Source organism: Anaerovirgula multivorans, assembly GCF_900188145.1.
Taxonomy (GTDB): Bacteria; Bacillota; Clostridia; order Peptostreptococcales; family Natronincolaceae; genus Anaerovirgula; species Anaerovirgula multivorans.
Window position 1 is genome coordinate 33937 of the sequence record NZ_FZOJ01000034.1, and the last position, 15728, is coordinate 49664.

Annotated in this window: 21 protein-coding genes; 15 read left to right on the forward strand and 6 right to left on the reverse strand. The window is 33.9% G+C overall.

Annotation, left to right across the window (positions count from 1 at the left end; genetic code table 11):
* Nucleotides 1-77 precede the first annotated feature (77 nt).
* The 9 genes from CHB72_RS21465 to aroF all read left to right on the forward strand — a co-directional run bounded on the left by CHB72_RS21465 (nt 78) and on the right by aroF (nt 6711).
* Nucleotides 78-557, forward strand: a complete 480-nt coding sequence (locus tag CHB72_RS21465; RefSeq protein ID WP_089284930.1) for an HD domain-containing protein — start codon at nt 78-80, stop codon at nt 555-557.
* A 296-nt stretch (nt 558-853) separates the two neighbouring features.
* On the forward strand, nt 854-1426 hold the full coding sequence (locus tag CHB72_RS21470) for an anthranilate synthase component II (RefSeq protein WP_176431528.1): 573 nt from the start codon (nt 854-856) through the stop codon (nt 1424-1426).
* A 17-nt stretch (nt 1427-1443) separates the two neighbouring features.
* Complete coding sequence (gene pabB / locus CHB72_RS21475; protein ID WP_089284931.1) at nt 1444-2814, forward strand: aminodeoxychorismate synthase component I; 1371 nt, start codon at nt 1444-1446, stop codon at nt 2812-2814.
* A gap of 21 nt (nt 2815-2835) precedes the next feature.
* Nucleotides 2836-3648 carry an aminotransferase class IV gene (locus CHB72_RS21480; RefSeq protein ID WP_089284932.1) on the forward strand — a complete coding sequence of 271 codons (813 nt, stop codon included), beginning with the start codon at nt 2836-2838 and terminating at the stop codon, nt 3646-3648.
* A gap of 21 nt (nt 3649-3669) precedes the next feature.
* The gene (gene folE / locus CHB72_RS21485; RefSeq protein ID WP_089284933.1) at nt 3670-4236 is read left to right on the forward strand and encodes a GTP cyclohydrolase I FolE; all 567 of its coding nucleotides are present in this window, start codon (nt 3670-3672) and stop codon (nt 4234-4236) included.
* A 15-nt stretch (nt 4237-4251) separates the two neighbouring features.
* Entirely contained in the window at nt 4252-5109 is an 858-nt protein-coding gene (gene folP / locus CHB72_RS21490) for a dihydropteroate synthase (protein ID WP_089284934.1), read from the forward strand.
* Nucleotides 5102-5467: a dihydroneopterin aldolase gene (gene folB, locus CHB72_RS21495; protein ID WP_089284935.1), complete on the forward strand. Its 366-nt coding sequence runs from the start codon at nt 5102-5104 to the stop codon at nt 5465-5467. Before folP ends, folB begins: the two co-directional genes overlap by 8 nt.
* Nucleotides 5460-5945 (forward strand): 2-amino-4-hydroxy-6-hydroxymethyldihydropteridine diphosphokinase, encoded by a 486-nt coding sequence (folK, locus tag CHB72_RS21500; protein ID WP_089284936.1) that lies wholly within the window; start codon nt 5460-5462, stop codon nt 5943-5945. Before folB ends, folK begins: the two co-directional genes overlap by 8 nt.
* Nucleotides 5935-6711 (forward strand): 3-deoxy-7-phosphoheptulonate synthase, encoded by a 777-nt coding sequence (gene aroF, locus CHB72_RS21505; protein WP_089284937.1) that lies wholly within the window; start codon nt 5935-5937, stop codon nt 6709-6711. Before folK ends, aroF begins: the two co-directional genes overlap by 11 nt.
* A 113-nt stretch (nt 6712-6824) precedes the next feature.
* On the opposite strand, the gene CHB72_RS21510 is transcribed toward aroF, so the two are convergent.
* Genes CHB72_RS21510 through CHB72_RS21525 form a run of 4 tightly spaced genes read right to left on the reverse strand, consistent with a single transcriptional unit; the run spans nt 6825 to nt 9420 of the window.
* A complete protein-coding gene (locus tag CHB72_RS21510) occupies nt 6825-7484 on the reverse strand; it encodes an ABC-2 transporter permease (protein WP_089284938.1) in 660 nt (219 codons plus the stop codon).
* 35 nt (nt 7485-7519) lie between these two features.
* On the reverse strand, nt 7520-8161 hold the full coding sequence (locus CHB72_RS21515) for an ABC-2 transporter permease (RefSeq protein ID WP_089284939.1): 642 nt from the start codon (nt 8159-8161) through the stop codon (nt 7520-7522).
* 2 nt (nt 8162-8163) lie between these two features.
* Entirely contained in the window at nt 8164-9021 is an 858-nt protein-coding gene (locus CHB72_RS21520) for an ABC transporter ATP-binding protein (RefSeq protein WP_089284940.1), read from the reverse strand.
* Nucleotides 9022-9039: 18 nt separating this feature from the next.
* On the reverse strand, nt 9040-9420 hold the full coding sequence (locus tag CHB72_RS21525) for a GntR family transcriptional regulator (protein ID WP_089284941.1): 381 nt from the start codon (nt 9418-9420) through the stop codon (nt 9040-9042).
* 223 nt (nt 9421-9643) lie between these two features.
* Here CHB72_RS21525 and CHB72_RS21530 point away from each other — a divergent pair, with 223 nt between their 5' ends.
* Together CHB72_RS21530 and CHB72_RS21535 are read left to right on the forward strand one after the other, a co-directional pair.
* Nucleotides 9644-9865, forward strand: coding sequence for a YdbC family protein (locus CHB72_RS21530; protein WP_089284942.1), 222 nt, complete (start codon nt 9644-9646; stop codon nt 9863-9865).
* 63 nt (nt 9866-9928) lie between these two features.
* Nucleotides 9929-10135 (forward strand): SDR family oxidoreductase, encoded by a 207-nt coding sequence (locus CHB72_RS21535; protein WP_089284943.1) that lies wholly within the window; start codon nt 9929-9931, stop codon nt 10133-10135.
* Nucleotides 10136-10319: 184 nt separating this feature from the next.
* On the opposite strand, the gene CHB72_RS21540 is transcribed toward CHB72_RS21535, so the two are convergent.
* Nucleotides 10320-11216: a PhzF family phenazine biosynthesis protein gene (locus CHB72_RS21540; RefSeq protein WP_089284944.1), complete on the reverse strand. Its 897-nt coding sequence runs from the start codon at nt 11214-11216 to the stop codon at nt 10320-10322.
* Between the two features lie 23 nt (nt 11217-11239).
* Complete coding sequence (locus tag CHB72_RS21545) at nt 11240-11650, reverse strand: cupin domain-containing protein (RefSeq protein ID WP_089284945.1); 411 nt, start codon at nt 11648-11650, stop codon at nt 11240-11242.
* A 126-nt stretch (nt 11651-11776) separates the two neighbouring features.
* Here CHB72_RS21545 and CHB72_RS21550 point away from each other — a divergent pair, with 126 nt between their 5' ends.
* The 4 genes from CHB72_RS21550 (at nt 11777) to CHB72_RS21565 (ending at nt 15622) form a co-directional block, all read left to right on the forward strand.
* Entirely contained in the window at nt 11777-13156 is a 1380-nt protein-coding gene (locus CHB72_RS21550) for an aminotransferase-like domain-containing protein (protein WP_089284946.1), read from the forward strand.
* Between the two features lie 163 nt (nt 13157-13319).
* Nucleotides 13320-14477 carry a double-cubane-cluster-containing anaerobic reductase gene (locus CHB72_RS21555; protein ID WP_089284947.1) on the forward strand — a complete coding sequence of 386 codons (1158 nt, stop codon included), beginning with the start codon at nt 13320-13322 and terminating at the stop codon, nt 14475-14477.
* Nucleotides 14478-14590: 113 nt separating this feature from the next.
* Nucleotides 14591-15352: an acyl-CoA dehydratase activase gene (locus CHB72_RS21560; RefSeq protein WP_089284948.1), complete on the forward strand. Its 762-nt coding sequence runs from the start codon at nt 14591-14593 to the stop codon at nt 15350-15352.
* A gap of 90 nt (nt 15353-15442) precedes the next feature.
* Nucleotides 15443-15622 carry a MarR family transcriptional regulator gene (locus CHB72_RS21565; RefSeq protein ID WP_089284949.1) on the forward strand — a complete coding sequence of 60 codons (180 nt, stop codon included), beginning with the start codon at nt 15443-15445 and terminating at the stop codon, nt 15620-15622.
* Nucleotides 15623-15728 lie beyond the last annotated feature (106 nt).

Sequence of the window (15728 nt, forward strand, 5' to 3'; positions counted from 1 at the left end):
ATAGTGATAATTTGGCTGGTTTTTCTAACCTAATTAATTATACTTATTGATAAAACAAAGTCATCAGGAGGGATGAAATGAAAAGAATTGATAGAATACTAAACCATTTTGAATATAAAAAAAATCTTGAAAAAAATATAGAAATGGAAAAAGATAGAGTCTATTGTTGCCACAATCTACAGCACTTTTTTGACGTTGCAAGAGTTGGTTATATTATTGCTCTAGAGAAAAAGCTACAAATATCGAAGGAAATGATCTATGCGGCCGCGTTGTTACATGATATAGGGAAATGGAGACAATATGCTGAAGGAATAGATCATGCTTTTGTCAGTGCTGAAATAGCTGAAGGCATATTGAAGGACTGTTGTTTTCAACAGGAGGAAAGAGAAATGATTTTAGAAGCTATTAAAAAACATCGAAAAGGAAAAAATTTAGTTACTGAGTTAGATTGGATACTCTATGAAGGAGATAAGCAATCTCGATTATGTATACAATGTAAGGGTATAAAAGATTGCAAACGATTCATGGGGAAAGAACAACCTATTGTGGCGTATTAATGAAAAATTTATAAAGTAGTAGTTATATCTTGCGAGAAAGATTGTTAAAATTTTATCTTTAATTAATATTACTATTTCATCATAAAAAAAGTGTTGAATTTACAAGGATGAAGGCCTTTCTGCTGAGGGGTCTTTTATCTTTGGACTGCATTTTTCGATAATATTCTACGGAATATGGTTTGACGATAAACCTTAATAACGTGTATAATTTAGTTGGAATAATAAAAGAAAATATTATTAACGTATGAAAACAAATATGATTTAGATATAATCTATAAAACAAAGGGGTGAGACACTTGATTCTAATGATTGATAATTATGATTCCTTTACTTATAACTTAACCCAATACTTATCCTCCTTAAAAGAAGAGGTGTTGGTTTATCGAAATGATGCTATTACTTTAGAGGAAATCGAAGCATTAAATCCAAGTATTATTGTATTGTCTCCTGGTCCTTGTACACCTAATGAAGCAGGTATATGCATAGATGTTGTTCATAGATTTAAGGGCAAGATACCCATCCTAGGCATATGTTTAGGGCATCAAACAATAGGACAAGTATTCGGAGGAAATGTTATTAAAGCGTTAGAACCTGTTCATGGTAAGGTACATCCTATTCATCATACGGATGAAGGGGTTTTTAGAGGATTAAAAAACCCATTGAATGTGACTCGATATCATTCTCTAGTGGTAGATAAAAACTCCTTGCCAGACTGTTTTGAAATCACAGCAGAAACAACTGAAGGAGAAATTATGGGGCTAAGACATAAGGAATACATGATCGAAGGGGTTCAATTTCATCCAGAAGCTATACTTACTGAGATGGGTATGGAGCTACTAAATAACTTTTTGATGACAGCCAAACAATAGAAAAAGTGGGTGGAAAAATGCACATAGAACAAATCAATACTAAATTAAATAGTTTTCAATTATATTCTATTTTTAAAGAGGAGCCCTATAGCTTTTTTCTAGATAGTGGCATGGATCATGAAAAACTAGGGAAATACTCATTTATAGGTTTTGATCCTCATTTGGTGTTTAAAAGTAAAGATCATAGGATTGATATGATTGAGGATGGTGTTGAAAAAACCTATTATGGAAATCCTTTTGAAAGCCTAAAAGAGATTTATAAAAAATATAAGATAGAATATAAAAGTGAATTACCTTTTATTGGTGGATTCGTTGGATATCTTTCCTATGACTTATGTCATCATATTGAAAAGCTACCAAGGACAGCGATAGATGATGTGAAAATTCCAGATTGCTTTCTCGGGCTCTATGATGGAGTAATTATTATTGACCATAAAAACAATGCTACGTATGTGGCGGCATTAGGAATAAAAGAAGAAGCTGTAAAAGTTGTTAAAAAAATATCAAATACAGTATATGAAGAAGAGGCAAAAAATGATACAATAACTATAAACTTAGGAAATCAACCAGTAGAACTAAAGTCAAATTTTACGAAAGAAGCATATATTGATGCTGTTAACAGAGTAAAGGATTATATTAAAGCAGGAGATATCTATCAAGCAAATTTAACACAGCGATTTGAATGCACAATGAAGGAAACACCATATGAATTATATGGAAAACTGAGGACTATTAATCCAGCTCCTTTTGCCAGCTTCATCAACTTTGGAGAAGGACATATTGTCAGCAGTTCACCGGAGCGTTTTATACAGATTAAGGATAGAGTTATGGAAGCTCGACCTATTAAAGGGACAAGACCTAGAGGTAAAACTGCGGCGGAAGATTTAGCAAATAGGAATGATTTAATAACTAGTGAAAAGGATAAAGCTGAATTGTTAATGATTGTTGATTTAGAAAGAAATGACTTAGGCAGGGTTGCAAAAACCGGAACAGTCAAGGTAACAGAGCTTTTTCACCTAGAGGAATATGCTACAGTTTATCACTTAGTTTCAACAGTAAAAGCAGAAATGAAGGAAGATTGTGATGCTATCGATTGCATTGAAGCCACCTTTCCTGGAGGTTCCATTACCGGGGCTCCTAAAATTCGTGCTATGGAAATTATTGATGAATTAGAGCCTACCCAAAGAAATATATATACTGGTTCTATTGGATATATAGGACTTAACGGAGATATAGATTTGAATATTGTTATTAGGACGATAGTATGCAAAGATAATAAAGCCTACTTTCAAGTAGGGGGAGGTATTGTTTGGGATTCTGACGCTGAACTGGAGTACCAGGAAACCCTCCATAAAGCAAGAGCTTTGATTGAAGCTTTAAACAGTTAATATATATGAAGGTGATGAAGGATGTATGTTTCTATAAACGGTAAACTTATTTCATTAGAAAAGGCCACTATATCTCTTGAAAGTGAAGGTTTCCTATATGGATATGGGGTGTTTGAAACTATAAAGTTTGAAAATAGGAAAGTCTACTTTTTGAAGGAACATTTAGAAAGAATGAAAGATGGTTTAGAAAAGCTCAATTTGTTTTTAGACGCAGATGAAGCTTTTATACTGGACCAATTTTATAATTTGAGAGAAGTAAACAAAATTCCTTCAGGAGTGCTAAAAATAACATGTACAAAAAATAAAGATAAACAAGACTTGATCTTATCTACAAGAGAAAATAGATATAGTAAAGAGGATTATGTAAAAGGTTTTAAGCTTTGCTCCACTGACGTGAAAAGAAATCCTCACTCTATAGGAGCCTATATTAAATCCCATAACTATATGGAAAATTATTTGGTGAGGCAGCAAGCGGTGTCAAGAGGGTACGATGAAGTGATTTTTACAAATGTTTATGATGAAATTTGTGAAGGCACTATAGCAAATATCTTTTTTATAAAAACCGACAAAGTTTATACACCCGCTATAGAGTGTGGCATCTTACCAGGAATTATAAGGAAAAAGGTTATAGATTTGGTTAATAAATTCATGTTACCAGTGGAAATAGGGAAATATAGTAAAGAGGATTTGTTAATGGCGGAAGAAGTCTTTCTAACCAATTCATTAATGGAAATTATGCCTGTTTCTCAGATCGATGATTATGCTTTTGATATAAAGAAAAACCCCTTTACCCAAAGGGTTATGAAACATTTTTCAATGGGTATAGGAAGATAATAATAAGGAAGAGGGAGAAAAATGGATAAAGCAAAGATAGAAAAAGCAGTAAGGGAGATATTAGAGGCTATTGGAGAAAATCCTGACAGAGAAGGTTTAAAAGATACACCTAAAAGAATCGCAAGAATGTATGAAGAAATATTTGCTGGATTAGAAGCGGACCCTAAGCAGCATCTCGATATATATTTCCAAGATGAAAAGCATGAAGAGCTTGTATTAGTGAAGGATATTCCTTTTTATTCTGTATGTGAACATCATCTAGTACCTTTTTATGGGAAGGCCCATGTAGGTTATATTCCTAAAAATGGGAAATTGACAGGATTAAGCAAATTGGCTAGAGTAGTGGAAACTATATCAAAACGTCCTCAGCTTCAAGAACGTTTAACTTCAACAATTGCAGATACCATTGTTGAGAAACTGCAGCCCCATGGGGTAATCGTAGTAGTAGAGGCAGAGCATATGTGTATGACTATGAGGGGAGTAAAAAAATCTGGTGCTCAAACAGTAACTTCAGTTGTTCGAGGAATATTTAAAAAGGATGCAAAGGCTAGAGCAGAAGCCATGTCATTGATACAGTTTAAAAGCTAATTGGGAGGTTGGATGATGAAGAATGTTCAATACAATCCAAATCGAAAGGTAGAATTGAAGTGTGGGAAATACACCCTTAATCTAGGCTCTAGAACATATATTATGGGTATTCTCAATGTTACACCTGATTCTTTTTCAGATGGAGGGAACTTTGTAGACCTTGAAAAAGCAGTATTGCATGCAAAAAAAATGATTGATGAAGGTGCAGATATTATAGACATTGGTGGTGAATCCACAAGACCTGGAGCCCAAGAGGTTACTGCTGAAGAGGAAATCGATAGGGTACTACCAGTTGTTGAAAGATTGCTTAAAGAGATAGATGCACCAATATCTGTGGATACCTATAAAGCAGAGGTAGCAGAGGTTGTTTTGAAAGCAGGAGTCCATATGATTAATGATGTATGGGGATTACAGCGGGACTTCAATATGGCAGGGACCCTGGCTAAGTATAAGATGCCTATTGTTATGATGCATAATCAATTAGGTACCCATTATGATAAAGACATTATAGAATCAATTAGTGATTTTTTCAGGGTGTCTATAAGAATCGCCCTAGAGGCAGGTATTGAAAAGGAAAACATTATTTTAGATCCTGGTATAGGCTTCGGTAAAAATCTAGACCAAAACATTGAAGTTATGGCTAGGTTGGGAGAACTTAATGAATTGGGCTATCCAATTCTTTTAGGTACATCTAGAAAATCCATGATTGGTAAAATATTAGATTTGCCACCAGAGGAAAGAGTAGAGGGTACATTAGTTACCTCTGTTATGGGAATTATACAGGGAGTAGATATTCTTCGGGTTCATGATATCAAAGAAAATTTAAGAACGACCAAGGTTGCCGATGCGATTGTGAGGGTTAAGAATGGATAAAATAAAATTAAAGAACTTAGGGTTTTATGGATATCATGGCGTGTTGCCCGAAGAGAATTCTCTAGGACAAAAATTTTTTGTAGATATCGACATGTATGTAGATTTGAAAGCAGCAGGAGCTAGTGATGATGTTGCAGATACTGTTAATTATGCCGAAGTATATAATATAGTAAAGGATATCGTTGAAAATAGAAGATTTAAATTAATAGAAGCGTTAGCGGAAAATATAGCTGATCACATTATTGAAGAATTTCCAGTTATTGAAGAGATTGTCATTAACATTAGGAAACCTGAAGCCCCTGTAAGGGGAATATATGATTATTTTGGTGTGGAAATAAGGAGAAGGAACAATGGCTAAAGCATATCTTGGTTTAGGCAGTAATATTGGTGATAAAAAGGAATATCTTGATCAAGCAGTTGCACTTCTAAGCCAACAGGAAAAAGTAAGTGTAAAAAAAACCTCCTCCTATTATGAAACCGAACCAGTAGGTTATACAGATCAAGATATATTTTTGAATATAGCACTTGAAATTGACACGACATTAGAACCATATGAATTGTTAACATATTGCAATGGGATTGAGGAAACATTAAAAAGAAAAAGAATCATTCGTTGGGGACCAAGAACCATAGATATCGATATATTATTGTATGAAGGTTTCTCCTCAAATGACGAGAGGCTGACGGTACCTCATCCTAGAATGATGGAAAGAGCCTTTGTAATGGTCCCTTTATATGAGATTGTACAGAATATTATAATCAATGACGTGAAAATAGAGGATATAATAAAAAACCTTAATGTAGAAGGAATTAGGAAGGTTACTTATGACAAATAAAAAGATTTTAAATGGAGAAAAAGTCATAGTGAAGATTGGAAGTAGAAACATCGGTGGAACCAATCCTCCTATTTTTATTGCTGGGCCTTGTTCCGTAGAATCAAAAGAACAAATCCATGAGGCAGCATTTGCTTTAAAGGAGATAGGAGTAGATGTTTTAAGAGGTGGTGTTTTTAAACCTCGAACAAGCCCTTATGCTTTCCAAGGTCTTGGAATACAAGGTTTAGAATACCTAAAGGAGGCGGGGGAAGCCACCGGATTACCTATTGTAACAGAATTAATGGATGAAGGTCATATGGAGATTGTTGGAGAATATGCAGATATTATACAAATCGGATCAAGAAATATGTTCAATTATTCTCTGTTAAAGGCAATCGGTGGTCTTAAACAGCCTATACTTCTAAAAAGAGGAATGTGTGCAACCATTGAAGAATGGATGATGGCTGCAGAATATATTGCCCTACATGGCAATAAAAATATTATATTATGTGAAAGAGGTATCCGAAGCTATGATACTTATACTAGGAACACGCTAGATTTAGCAGCGGTACCTATTATGCAAAAAGAAACCGGGTTACCGATTATTGTGGACCCAAGCCACGGGACGGGCATAAAGGAATTGATTGAACCTATGTCAAAGGCAGCATTGGCTTGTGGAGCAGATGGTTTGATGATCGAGGTGCATCCAGACCCTTCCTGTGCCTTAAGCGATGGTCATCAATCTTTAAATTTTGAAGAATATAGAAAAATACGAGAACAATTATAATACTGATAAAGAATTATAACATCAATATTGACCATAGACAAAGCCATGTGAGATTATAGTCTACACACGGCTTTTATTTTATTCTGCATATAGATAAGTGTTTATAAATACAATTAGAAATCTCGTTGCTGATAAAAACCTTTTGATATATGGTAGGAAAGGCAATAGATTACCATACATAGGAGAAATAGAAACAATAGCAGTAGCTGATTTCCTAAGAAAAATAATCCATCTCTAGGAATAAATGCTACAATTTTTTCACTAAATCTTGATAGGACTGAAGGGGTAAAAAATACTAAGAAATATAAAAGCATATTCAATAGTCTAGCTTTACTTCCTCCAAGCTTAAAATAGATAGGGTAATAGAGGGAAAAAATAATCGATACAAGGTTAAAGCTTAGAATGATATCTATAAATCCTGCAGTCCTGACTGTAAAGTCTAATCCCCCATAGGCAAAAATATTTGTTGATGCTATAATAATAAACCCACTAATTAAATTACTAATAACAACACTGATATATTTTCCTTTAACAATTTCTTTTCTTTTAATAGGTAGGCTGTTTAACACAATTTCACTGTTGCCTTTTTCATCATAAGTATTAGAATAAATTGTAGTTATATAAACAAACATAAGAATGCAAAATCCATAGAGAATCTCTGGGAGAATGGGCATTTTAGCCGCAACAAAGGAAATAAACAGAGCATATAGCACTAAGAGAAGAACATTTATTTTTTTTGTAAGCAATAAATCCTTCCATACTAAATAAAACATATTATTCACCGAACCTTTCTAAAAATAGAAGAAAGTTATAAATCTTTCTTTGTATAAAGCTTTAAGGATAGGACCATGGATAGCATAGCCATGGTAAGAATAGCTAATGGTATAATGATATGCAAATAGGGTATTTCAAATAAAAGTAGCAACATTGATTTTGTTTTGTCTAAATCATCAATAAGCGCATTCATGACCATGAAAAATGACATAAAAACAAGGATATTAACAATTTTTGCTTTTCTATAGCCGATCTTAAAATATAGAGGAAAGCAAATAGATGTCATAAATATGACAATAAAAACAGTTGATATAATAATATCCATTTGCAAAAAGTCTTTTTCTCTTAAACCCAATAGACTTAAGGATAGAAAAACTAAAGTTGTATAAAAAATTCCAATGAGATTATTTATGATGATCCCAACATATTTTGCAAACACAATTTCTTTTCTTGTTACCGGAAGAGATTGAATAATAAATTCACTCTGACTAAGCTCGTCATAAGCGAATGACGAAGTTGACACAAAAAAAGCGATGGTAGATGCAATAAAAAGATATTGTCCTTGAGGGATCGTAGTATTGGAGACAAATACCATAAAAGATGAAGATAACAAAAGGAAAATTACATTCCATCGATTGAATAAAACCATTAGATCCTTGCGAATAAGCTGCAGCATCACTATCGCCCCCTCACTGTATAGACCATAATATCTTCTAATGTCGGCTTTTCAATAATAATGTTGTTATTAAAAGCCTTCCGTACTTCATGTATATTACCTGCAAGGCCTTCAAATCCAAAGGCATTTTTCCTTAATCCTAGGAAAAAATCTTTAGTTTTATCGTTAAGTAAATCTAAACCACCTTTTACAAGGCCGTAGTTATCAAGAATCTCATCCTTCGATTTAGAAAAAACAATAGAACCATTGTCAATGAAGGTAATATAATCTGCTACTTTATCCAAATCGGTTGTGATGTGAGTAGAGAAAAAAATACTTTTGGTTTCATCCTGTATAATAGAATAAAGGATATCTAATATTTCTCTTCGAAATATTGGGTCTAATCCTGATGTAGGCTCATCCATGATAATGAGATCAGCCTTATGGGAGAGAGCCACTGCAAGAGAAAATTTCATTTTTGTTCCTTTAGAAAGCTGTTTCACCTTCTTTTTAGGATCGATATCAAATCGGTTGAGATATTCTTGAAAAGTATTTTCGTCCCAATGCCTATAAAAAGGGGCAATGATTTTCTTGTTTTTTTCTACAGTTAATTCCTCATAATAATGACTTTCATCATAGACAAATCCAATTCTGCTTTTAATTTTCTTCTCATCTTGCAGATAATCTAAGCCAAAAACTTTGATTTCTCCCGCATCTTTATTGACTAAGTTCATCATAAGCTTTATTGTTGTACTTTTGCCAGCACCATTTGGACCTATGAACCCCATAATATAACCTTTTTCTAAAGAAAAATTTATGTTTTTTAGCTTGAAATCCTTATATTCCTTTGAAAGATTACTAACCTCTAATATATTATTCATTTTGATAAACCTCCCCATCTAAAAATGACCTTCATCATATAAAATTTTTAACATTTCTAATATTTCTTCAAAGGTTAAGTCTAATAATCGACTTTCCTCTACAACTTCTATGAGTTTTTCTTCAATGATTTTGAGTTTCTTCTCTTTCAGAAGTTCTCTATTTTGTGGTGCAATAAAGGATCCTTTTCCTCTCACTGTTTCAATAAAGCCTTCTCTTTCCAGCTCCTCATAAGCCCGTTTTGTTGTAATAACACTGATTTGGAGCTCTTGGGCAAGCTTGCGAATAGAGGGTAAAGATTCTCCCTCTGGAAGCTCATTTCTAAGGATCAAAGCCTTTATTTGGTCAACGATCTGCTCATATATAGGTTGTTCCGAGGCGTTTGAAATTAAAATTTTCATGGCAAATGCTCCTTTGCAGCAACTGTACTTATTACACATACTGTATATACATTGTATATACAGTATATATTGATGGAAATAGAATGTCAATAATAAAATTAAAATGTAAGGGCGTATACTTATATTCATTCTAGTTTCTATCAATAGAATTAAAATGGTATAATATTGGTAGTTATAAAAAATTTAAAAATTGATTACTAAATAATAAAGGAGGAAATAAAAGATGGCAGATATTAAATATGAAATCATTGAAACGATAGGTACCCTATCAGAATCGAGTAAGGGTTGGAAAAAGGAACTAAACTATATTAGCTGGAATAATAGAGAACCAAAGTATGATCTTAGGGACTGGTCTTTAGCACATGAAAAGATGGGGAAAGGTATTACTTTAAGTAAGGAAGAGTTAAAAGGATTGAGAGATATACTAAATAATATGGATTTATAAAATATAGGAGGAATGGGAACATGGCCTTCAAAGATAAAGTAGTATTAGTAACTGGAGCTGCCAATGGAATTGGAAGGACAATTGCTATATAAAAATTATAAGAATTTAAGAGATATTGATCATCAACAGCATCCCTTTCAAAGGGTTGAAAAACCAGAGAATGTCGCTAGAGCCTGCTTGTTTTTAACAGGAGCAGAAAATGATTTTATCAATGGAGAAAACATTATCATAGATGGTGGCATGACGAAAAAAATGATTTATGAAGAATAAAAGCTAAGCATCTACAAAAAGTAGATGCTTAGCTTTTCAGTAAAAGAAAAGAATATCATGTCCTATATACTACTAAAAACCGTTTGCTGAACAATATCTTATTAATCGATTACATAAAAACTGAAGAAAAGTGAGGGATTATTATGTTAAAGACAAAAGACGAGTTAATCCAAATACCTGGTTACTATTTTAAATAATACTCCCCATTTATTCGAACAATTCCACTTCCTCCAAATAAAACATGTATCTCATTATTTTTATCCTTGGTGAATTCAAGTTTTACGATATTTGCATTATGTAGAAAACTGTTTTGTTCAATTGTGATGGTGGCGCCCTTATAGTTCATTTTTTTATATAGGTAATAACCAAAGGCAGCGTTTCCTGAACCAGTAGCAGGATCTTCTAAATAACCAAAGGTTGGGGCAAAGACTCTCGTTCTAAAAGAGGATTTTTCGTTGGAGGTTTCTTCTGTGTAGACTTCTATAATATCGATAGAATGATTCATACAAAATTCTTTTAAGGTCTCTAAATCAGGAGCAATTGAGAGTAGATCATCTAATCCTTTTATGGGAAGTATTAATGTTTCTAAGCCTGCATTCACAATAGAAATCGGATTATTCTCATTAATAATTTTACAATCAATATGAAGAGCTTTTGCGATTTCTAGGGTTGGAATAATCTTATCTGTAAAGATTGGTTTTGGTGCCGATATAAAAACCGCATCTTCACTATCTATTCTGTTTAAAACAGAAAGTTTGCCTTTGCTTGTGTTAATATAAATAACATCCTTTAAAAACAAATCATCTCTATTTTTAATTAAGTCATACATTATAGCAATCGTTGCATGACCACAGAAATCTACTTCTCTTTCAGAAGAATAATATTTCAAATTGAAGAAATCTTTATCTAACTGACAAAGGTAGCCAACTTCATTAACAAATCCTTTTAATTCCTTAGCAATTCTTTGCATTTCTGAAATAGTAATATCTTCTAAAGAATTTAGATAGATTGCTCCAGCTGGGTTTCCTGATGAGTTTTCAACAGCAAAAGCATCTATTTTTTTAAATTTAAATACTTTCATGGCTTTTCTGACCTCCTCATACTTTAATTATAAAATCCTTCTACAAAAAATCTATCCTTTGATAAATGGCTTTTTGAACATCCAAAGATGACAATGATCTTATTACCAGAATCATTGAAGAATTGATGAACTTCACCTTCATGAACAGTAAAGCAATCACCTTGCTGTAATTGTAATGGAGGATTCCAGGAAATACTTTCATCGAGATTTCGATTTCCTGTATACATTACACCATTGCCCTCAACAATCTGGTATATTTCCACTCCTGCTTTATGGTAATGGGCTGGTATTTTCTTATGAGGAGCTATTTCTGCTACAAAGAATGAATAATTGTCGGTACCTGTTAAGTGAGTAACCCTTATGCCTACCTTTTGATCAAGCTCTGCAGAGGTTAATGCGTCATATAGATTGGTAACTCTTTTTTCTAAATTCATACTAACCCTCCTACAATATATTCCACAAAAATGGCTAAAAATGGATTAAATTCATTATACACTTGACATTGTATGCAGTCAATACTAAAATTGTATGTAATACAATGATGGAGGGGTGCATGCAATATGTGGAATCCTAAAACAATTGATACTGATAAGTCACTTTACATAGCAATTGCAGAGGCATTAGAGAGAGACATACGAAATGGCATCTTAAAACCAGGTTATCGAATGCCTACACATCGTGAATTGGCTGATATTATTGGAGTAAATGTTACTACTGCGTCTCGAGCCTACAAGGAGGCTGAGCGAAGAGGTTTGATATCTGGAATTGTAGGGAGAGGCACTTATGTAACGGCTGATTTAGGCATGGATTCTTCCATGATGAAAATAGAAGAAAAAGTCTCCAAAATGATTGAAATGGGACTGGTTTTGCCGCTGTATAGCAAAGAACCAGATATATCTAGGGTTATTGAGAATGTTTTAAAAAGTAATCAAATGGACAGGTTTTTAAGATATACGGATCCTTTAGGATTACCCGACCACCGAGAAACTGGTGCATATTGGGTTAAACGCTTTGATATTAAGGTTTCATGGGAGAATATAGTCATATGTGCAGGTGCTCAACATGCGTTAACCTGTTGCTTAAGCTCGATTTTTGAAGTGGGAGATAGAATCGCAACAGATTCTTTAACTTATCCAGGCATAAAGACTGTTGCCAAAACTCTTGGGATGAAGCTTGAGCCTATACAAATGGATGAAGAAGGTATGATTCCTGAAAGCCTTGAGGCTGCATGTCATAGAAATCCAATAAAAGGACTCTATTTAATGCCAAACATGCAGAATCCTACAACCTCAAGTATGTCAATGAAAAGAAAAAAAGAAATTGCTAATATAGTAGAAGGTTACAACTTAACGCTTTTGGAGGATGACATCTATAGCTTTACAAATCAAAGCAGCATGCAGGCGATAGCATCCTTGATACCAGAAAATAGTATCTATATAGCAGGCGTTTCAAAGGCATTTTATGCAGGATTAAGAATAGCCTATGTTGTTGTGCCAAAGAGGTTTCGTTATAAAGTCGCCCAAGCTGTAGTAAATACGATTTGGATGGCTCCAACGCTAAATGCTGCTATTGTATCGGAGTGTATAAGAGATGGTACTGCAGACAAGATCATATCATGGAAGTTAGAAGAAATATCAAAACGGTTTGAAGTTGCTAAAGAAAAGCTGTCAAACTATTGTTTTTCAGGTAATAACAATAATTTTTATATTTGGCTGAAGCTTCCAAACTATTGGTCAGGTAAAGAGATTGAACTTGCTGCACGAGAGAGAGGAATAAATATCTTCAGTGCAGATAAGTTCGCTGTAGGAGGTGAAGTTGCTCCTTCAGCCATTAGAATATCTTTATCGGGGACAGAAACGATTGAAGAGCTCAGCAAAGGATTAGACATCCTTGAGAGGATTTTATCCAATGAATATATTACTTTAGACCCGATTTTATAGAGAAGGAAGGAAGACTTTCTTATTAGCTTTTTTTATTATGATAAGAAATATAATAGAAAAATCCAATTGGTAGCCTAAAAAATTGTATGGTACACTCGAAGATGAATGGGCCTTAGTAGACAAACGTACATAACTAAATTAATAAATATAAGGGGGAATTTATGTGAGACCAGCACTTATGGAAAAAGTAGAGGAGCTTAGGGGATTAAATGCTGTTAAAATCAAAGAAGCTAGCGAAGCTGGACAAAAGGTAGTGGGAATGTATTGTGTCTTTTCACCACAGGAAATAGCATTAGCAGCTGGAGCTATTCCTGTAACCCTGTGTGGTACCAAGCAAGAACCAATAGAGGATGCAGAAAAGGAATTACCAAGAAACCTATGTCCCCTGATCAAATCCAGCTATGGTTTTGCTATCACTGATAAATGCCCATATTTCTATTTCTCTGACGTACTATTGGCAGAAACTACATGTGATGGTAAGAAAAAAATGTATGAATTAATGAGCAAAATTAAGCCGATGCATGTAATGAATCTTCCTCAAACAGCTGATGGAGAGGAAGCCTTAGCCTATTGGAAAAATGAAGTGGTACGTTTTAAAAGCTTTCTTGAAGAAAAATTTGGTGTTGAAATTACAGAAGAAAAGTTAAGAGATGCTGTTAAGCTTGCTAATAGAGAAAGAAGAGCATTAAAAAAATTACATCAATTAAATGCCCATAAACCAGCGCCGCTTACTGGAATGGATATGATGTTGGCTCAATGGTTAAAAGGATTTAATGTAGATAAAGAGGCAGGTATTCAGTTGATTGAAGATTTAATTGTTGAAATAGAAAAGCAAATGGCAGAAGGAAAATTTGCTTTTGATGAAAATGCTCCTAGAATACTATTGACTGGGGTGCCTATCGGAAGTGGTTCTGAGAAGGTGTTGAAGATATTAGAAGAAGCGGGAGCTAGTGTAGTAGCTCTAGAAAACTGTACTGGGTATAAGGGATTAGATGTAATGGCGAATGAGGAAAAAGAGCCAATTTTAGCTATAGCAGAAAAATACCTGTCAACTCCATGTTCTTGTATGAGCAATAATACCAGAAGATTAGATTTGATTGAGAGATTAGTAAAGGAATACCAAGTGGATGCAGTAGTAGATTTAACATGGCAAGCCTGTCATACTTATAACATTGAATCCTTTACAGTAAAAAACTTTGTAAAAGATCAATTAAATCTACCTTTCTTACAAATAGAAACTGATTATTCTGATTCAGATGTAGGGCAAATCAAGGTTAGAGTAGAAGCTTTCTTAGAATCTTTCCTTGAAATAGCAAAATAACAGATATACGTTGAAAGAGTTTCTATTGCAGAAGCTCTTTTTTCTAGCATAACAAGGCGATATTTGTTATGCTAAAAATCATTTACTTATTATACCAACAAGGAAGTGAGAGAATGTATAGTATAGGCATTGACATTGGTTCGGTAGCCAGCAAGGCGGTAGTCTTTAATGGGAAGAAGGTGACTGCTAAAGTCATACTACCTACTGGATGGAGTCCTAAGGAAACAGGGGAAAAAATATTAGAACATTTGCTAAAAGAAGAGAAAGTTGAGAGAAATCAGGTAAAAGCTATCATAGGAACAGGCTATGGACGTGTAGCCCTATCTTTTATTGATAAAAAGGTTACAGAAATTACTTGTCATGGCGTAGGAGCACATTTTTTAGACTCCGAGGTTAGAACGGTTATTGACATAGGTGGACAGGATAGCAAAGTAATTAAACTAGATGACAAAGGCAATGTTATTGATTTTTTGATGAATGATAAATGTGCTGCTGGAACTGGGCGGTTTTTACAGGTAATGGCTCATGCTCTAGAGATAGATATCAGTGAGTTATCAGAGGTGGCACAAGGTGCTATTCCTGAAAACATAAATAGTATGTGTACGGTTTTTGCTGAATCAGAGGTAGTGAGTCTGATGGCAGAAGGGGCCTCGAAGGAAAGTATAGCAGCAGGATTATTACAATCAGTAGCCAACAAAACCTATTCACTAGCAAGTAAAGTAGGGGTGGAAAACAAGGTTTTCTTTTCTGGAGGAGTGTCTAAAAATTCCTTATTAAAGGAATATCTAGGTAAAAGGTTAGGGATAGAAATCAATTCTTCTGATGCAGCACAGTTTATTGGTGCAATAGGAGCAGCTGTTATCGGATATAAATAGCAAATCAACTGTTTTAACATCGCAAATGGTGGTATATATTTATTGTGATTTATTAACTATAAAAAAAGAAGATACGAAGGAGGCGTTAAAATGAATGCAAATGAAATAGTATTAAAAACCTTGGCAGGTACAGATCAACCTTTGAGGCCAGGAGAAATTGCAGAACTTGCAGGTGTAGACAAAAAAGATGTTGAGAAGGCTATAAAAGAATTGAAAAAAGAAGAGAAGATCATATCGCCCAAAAGATGCTTTTATGCTATAAATAAATAGAATCAAAATTTAAAAGGGGATATCGGGAAATAGATAGCCAATAAAATAAGTCGGTATGACTCATGAGAGTTGTACCGACTTTGTCTTGTAAATTTTTTTAAAAATA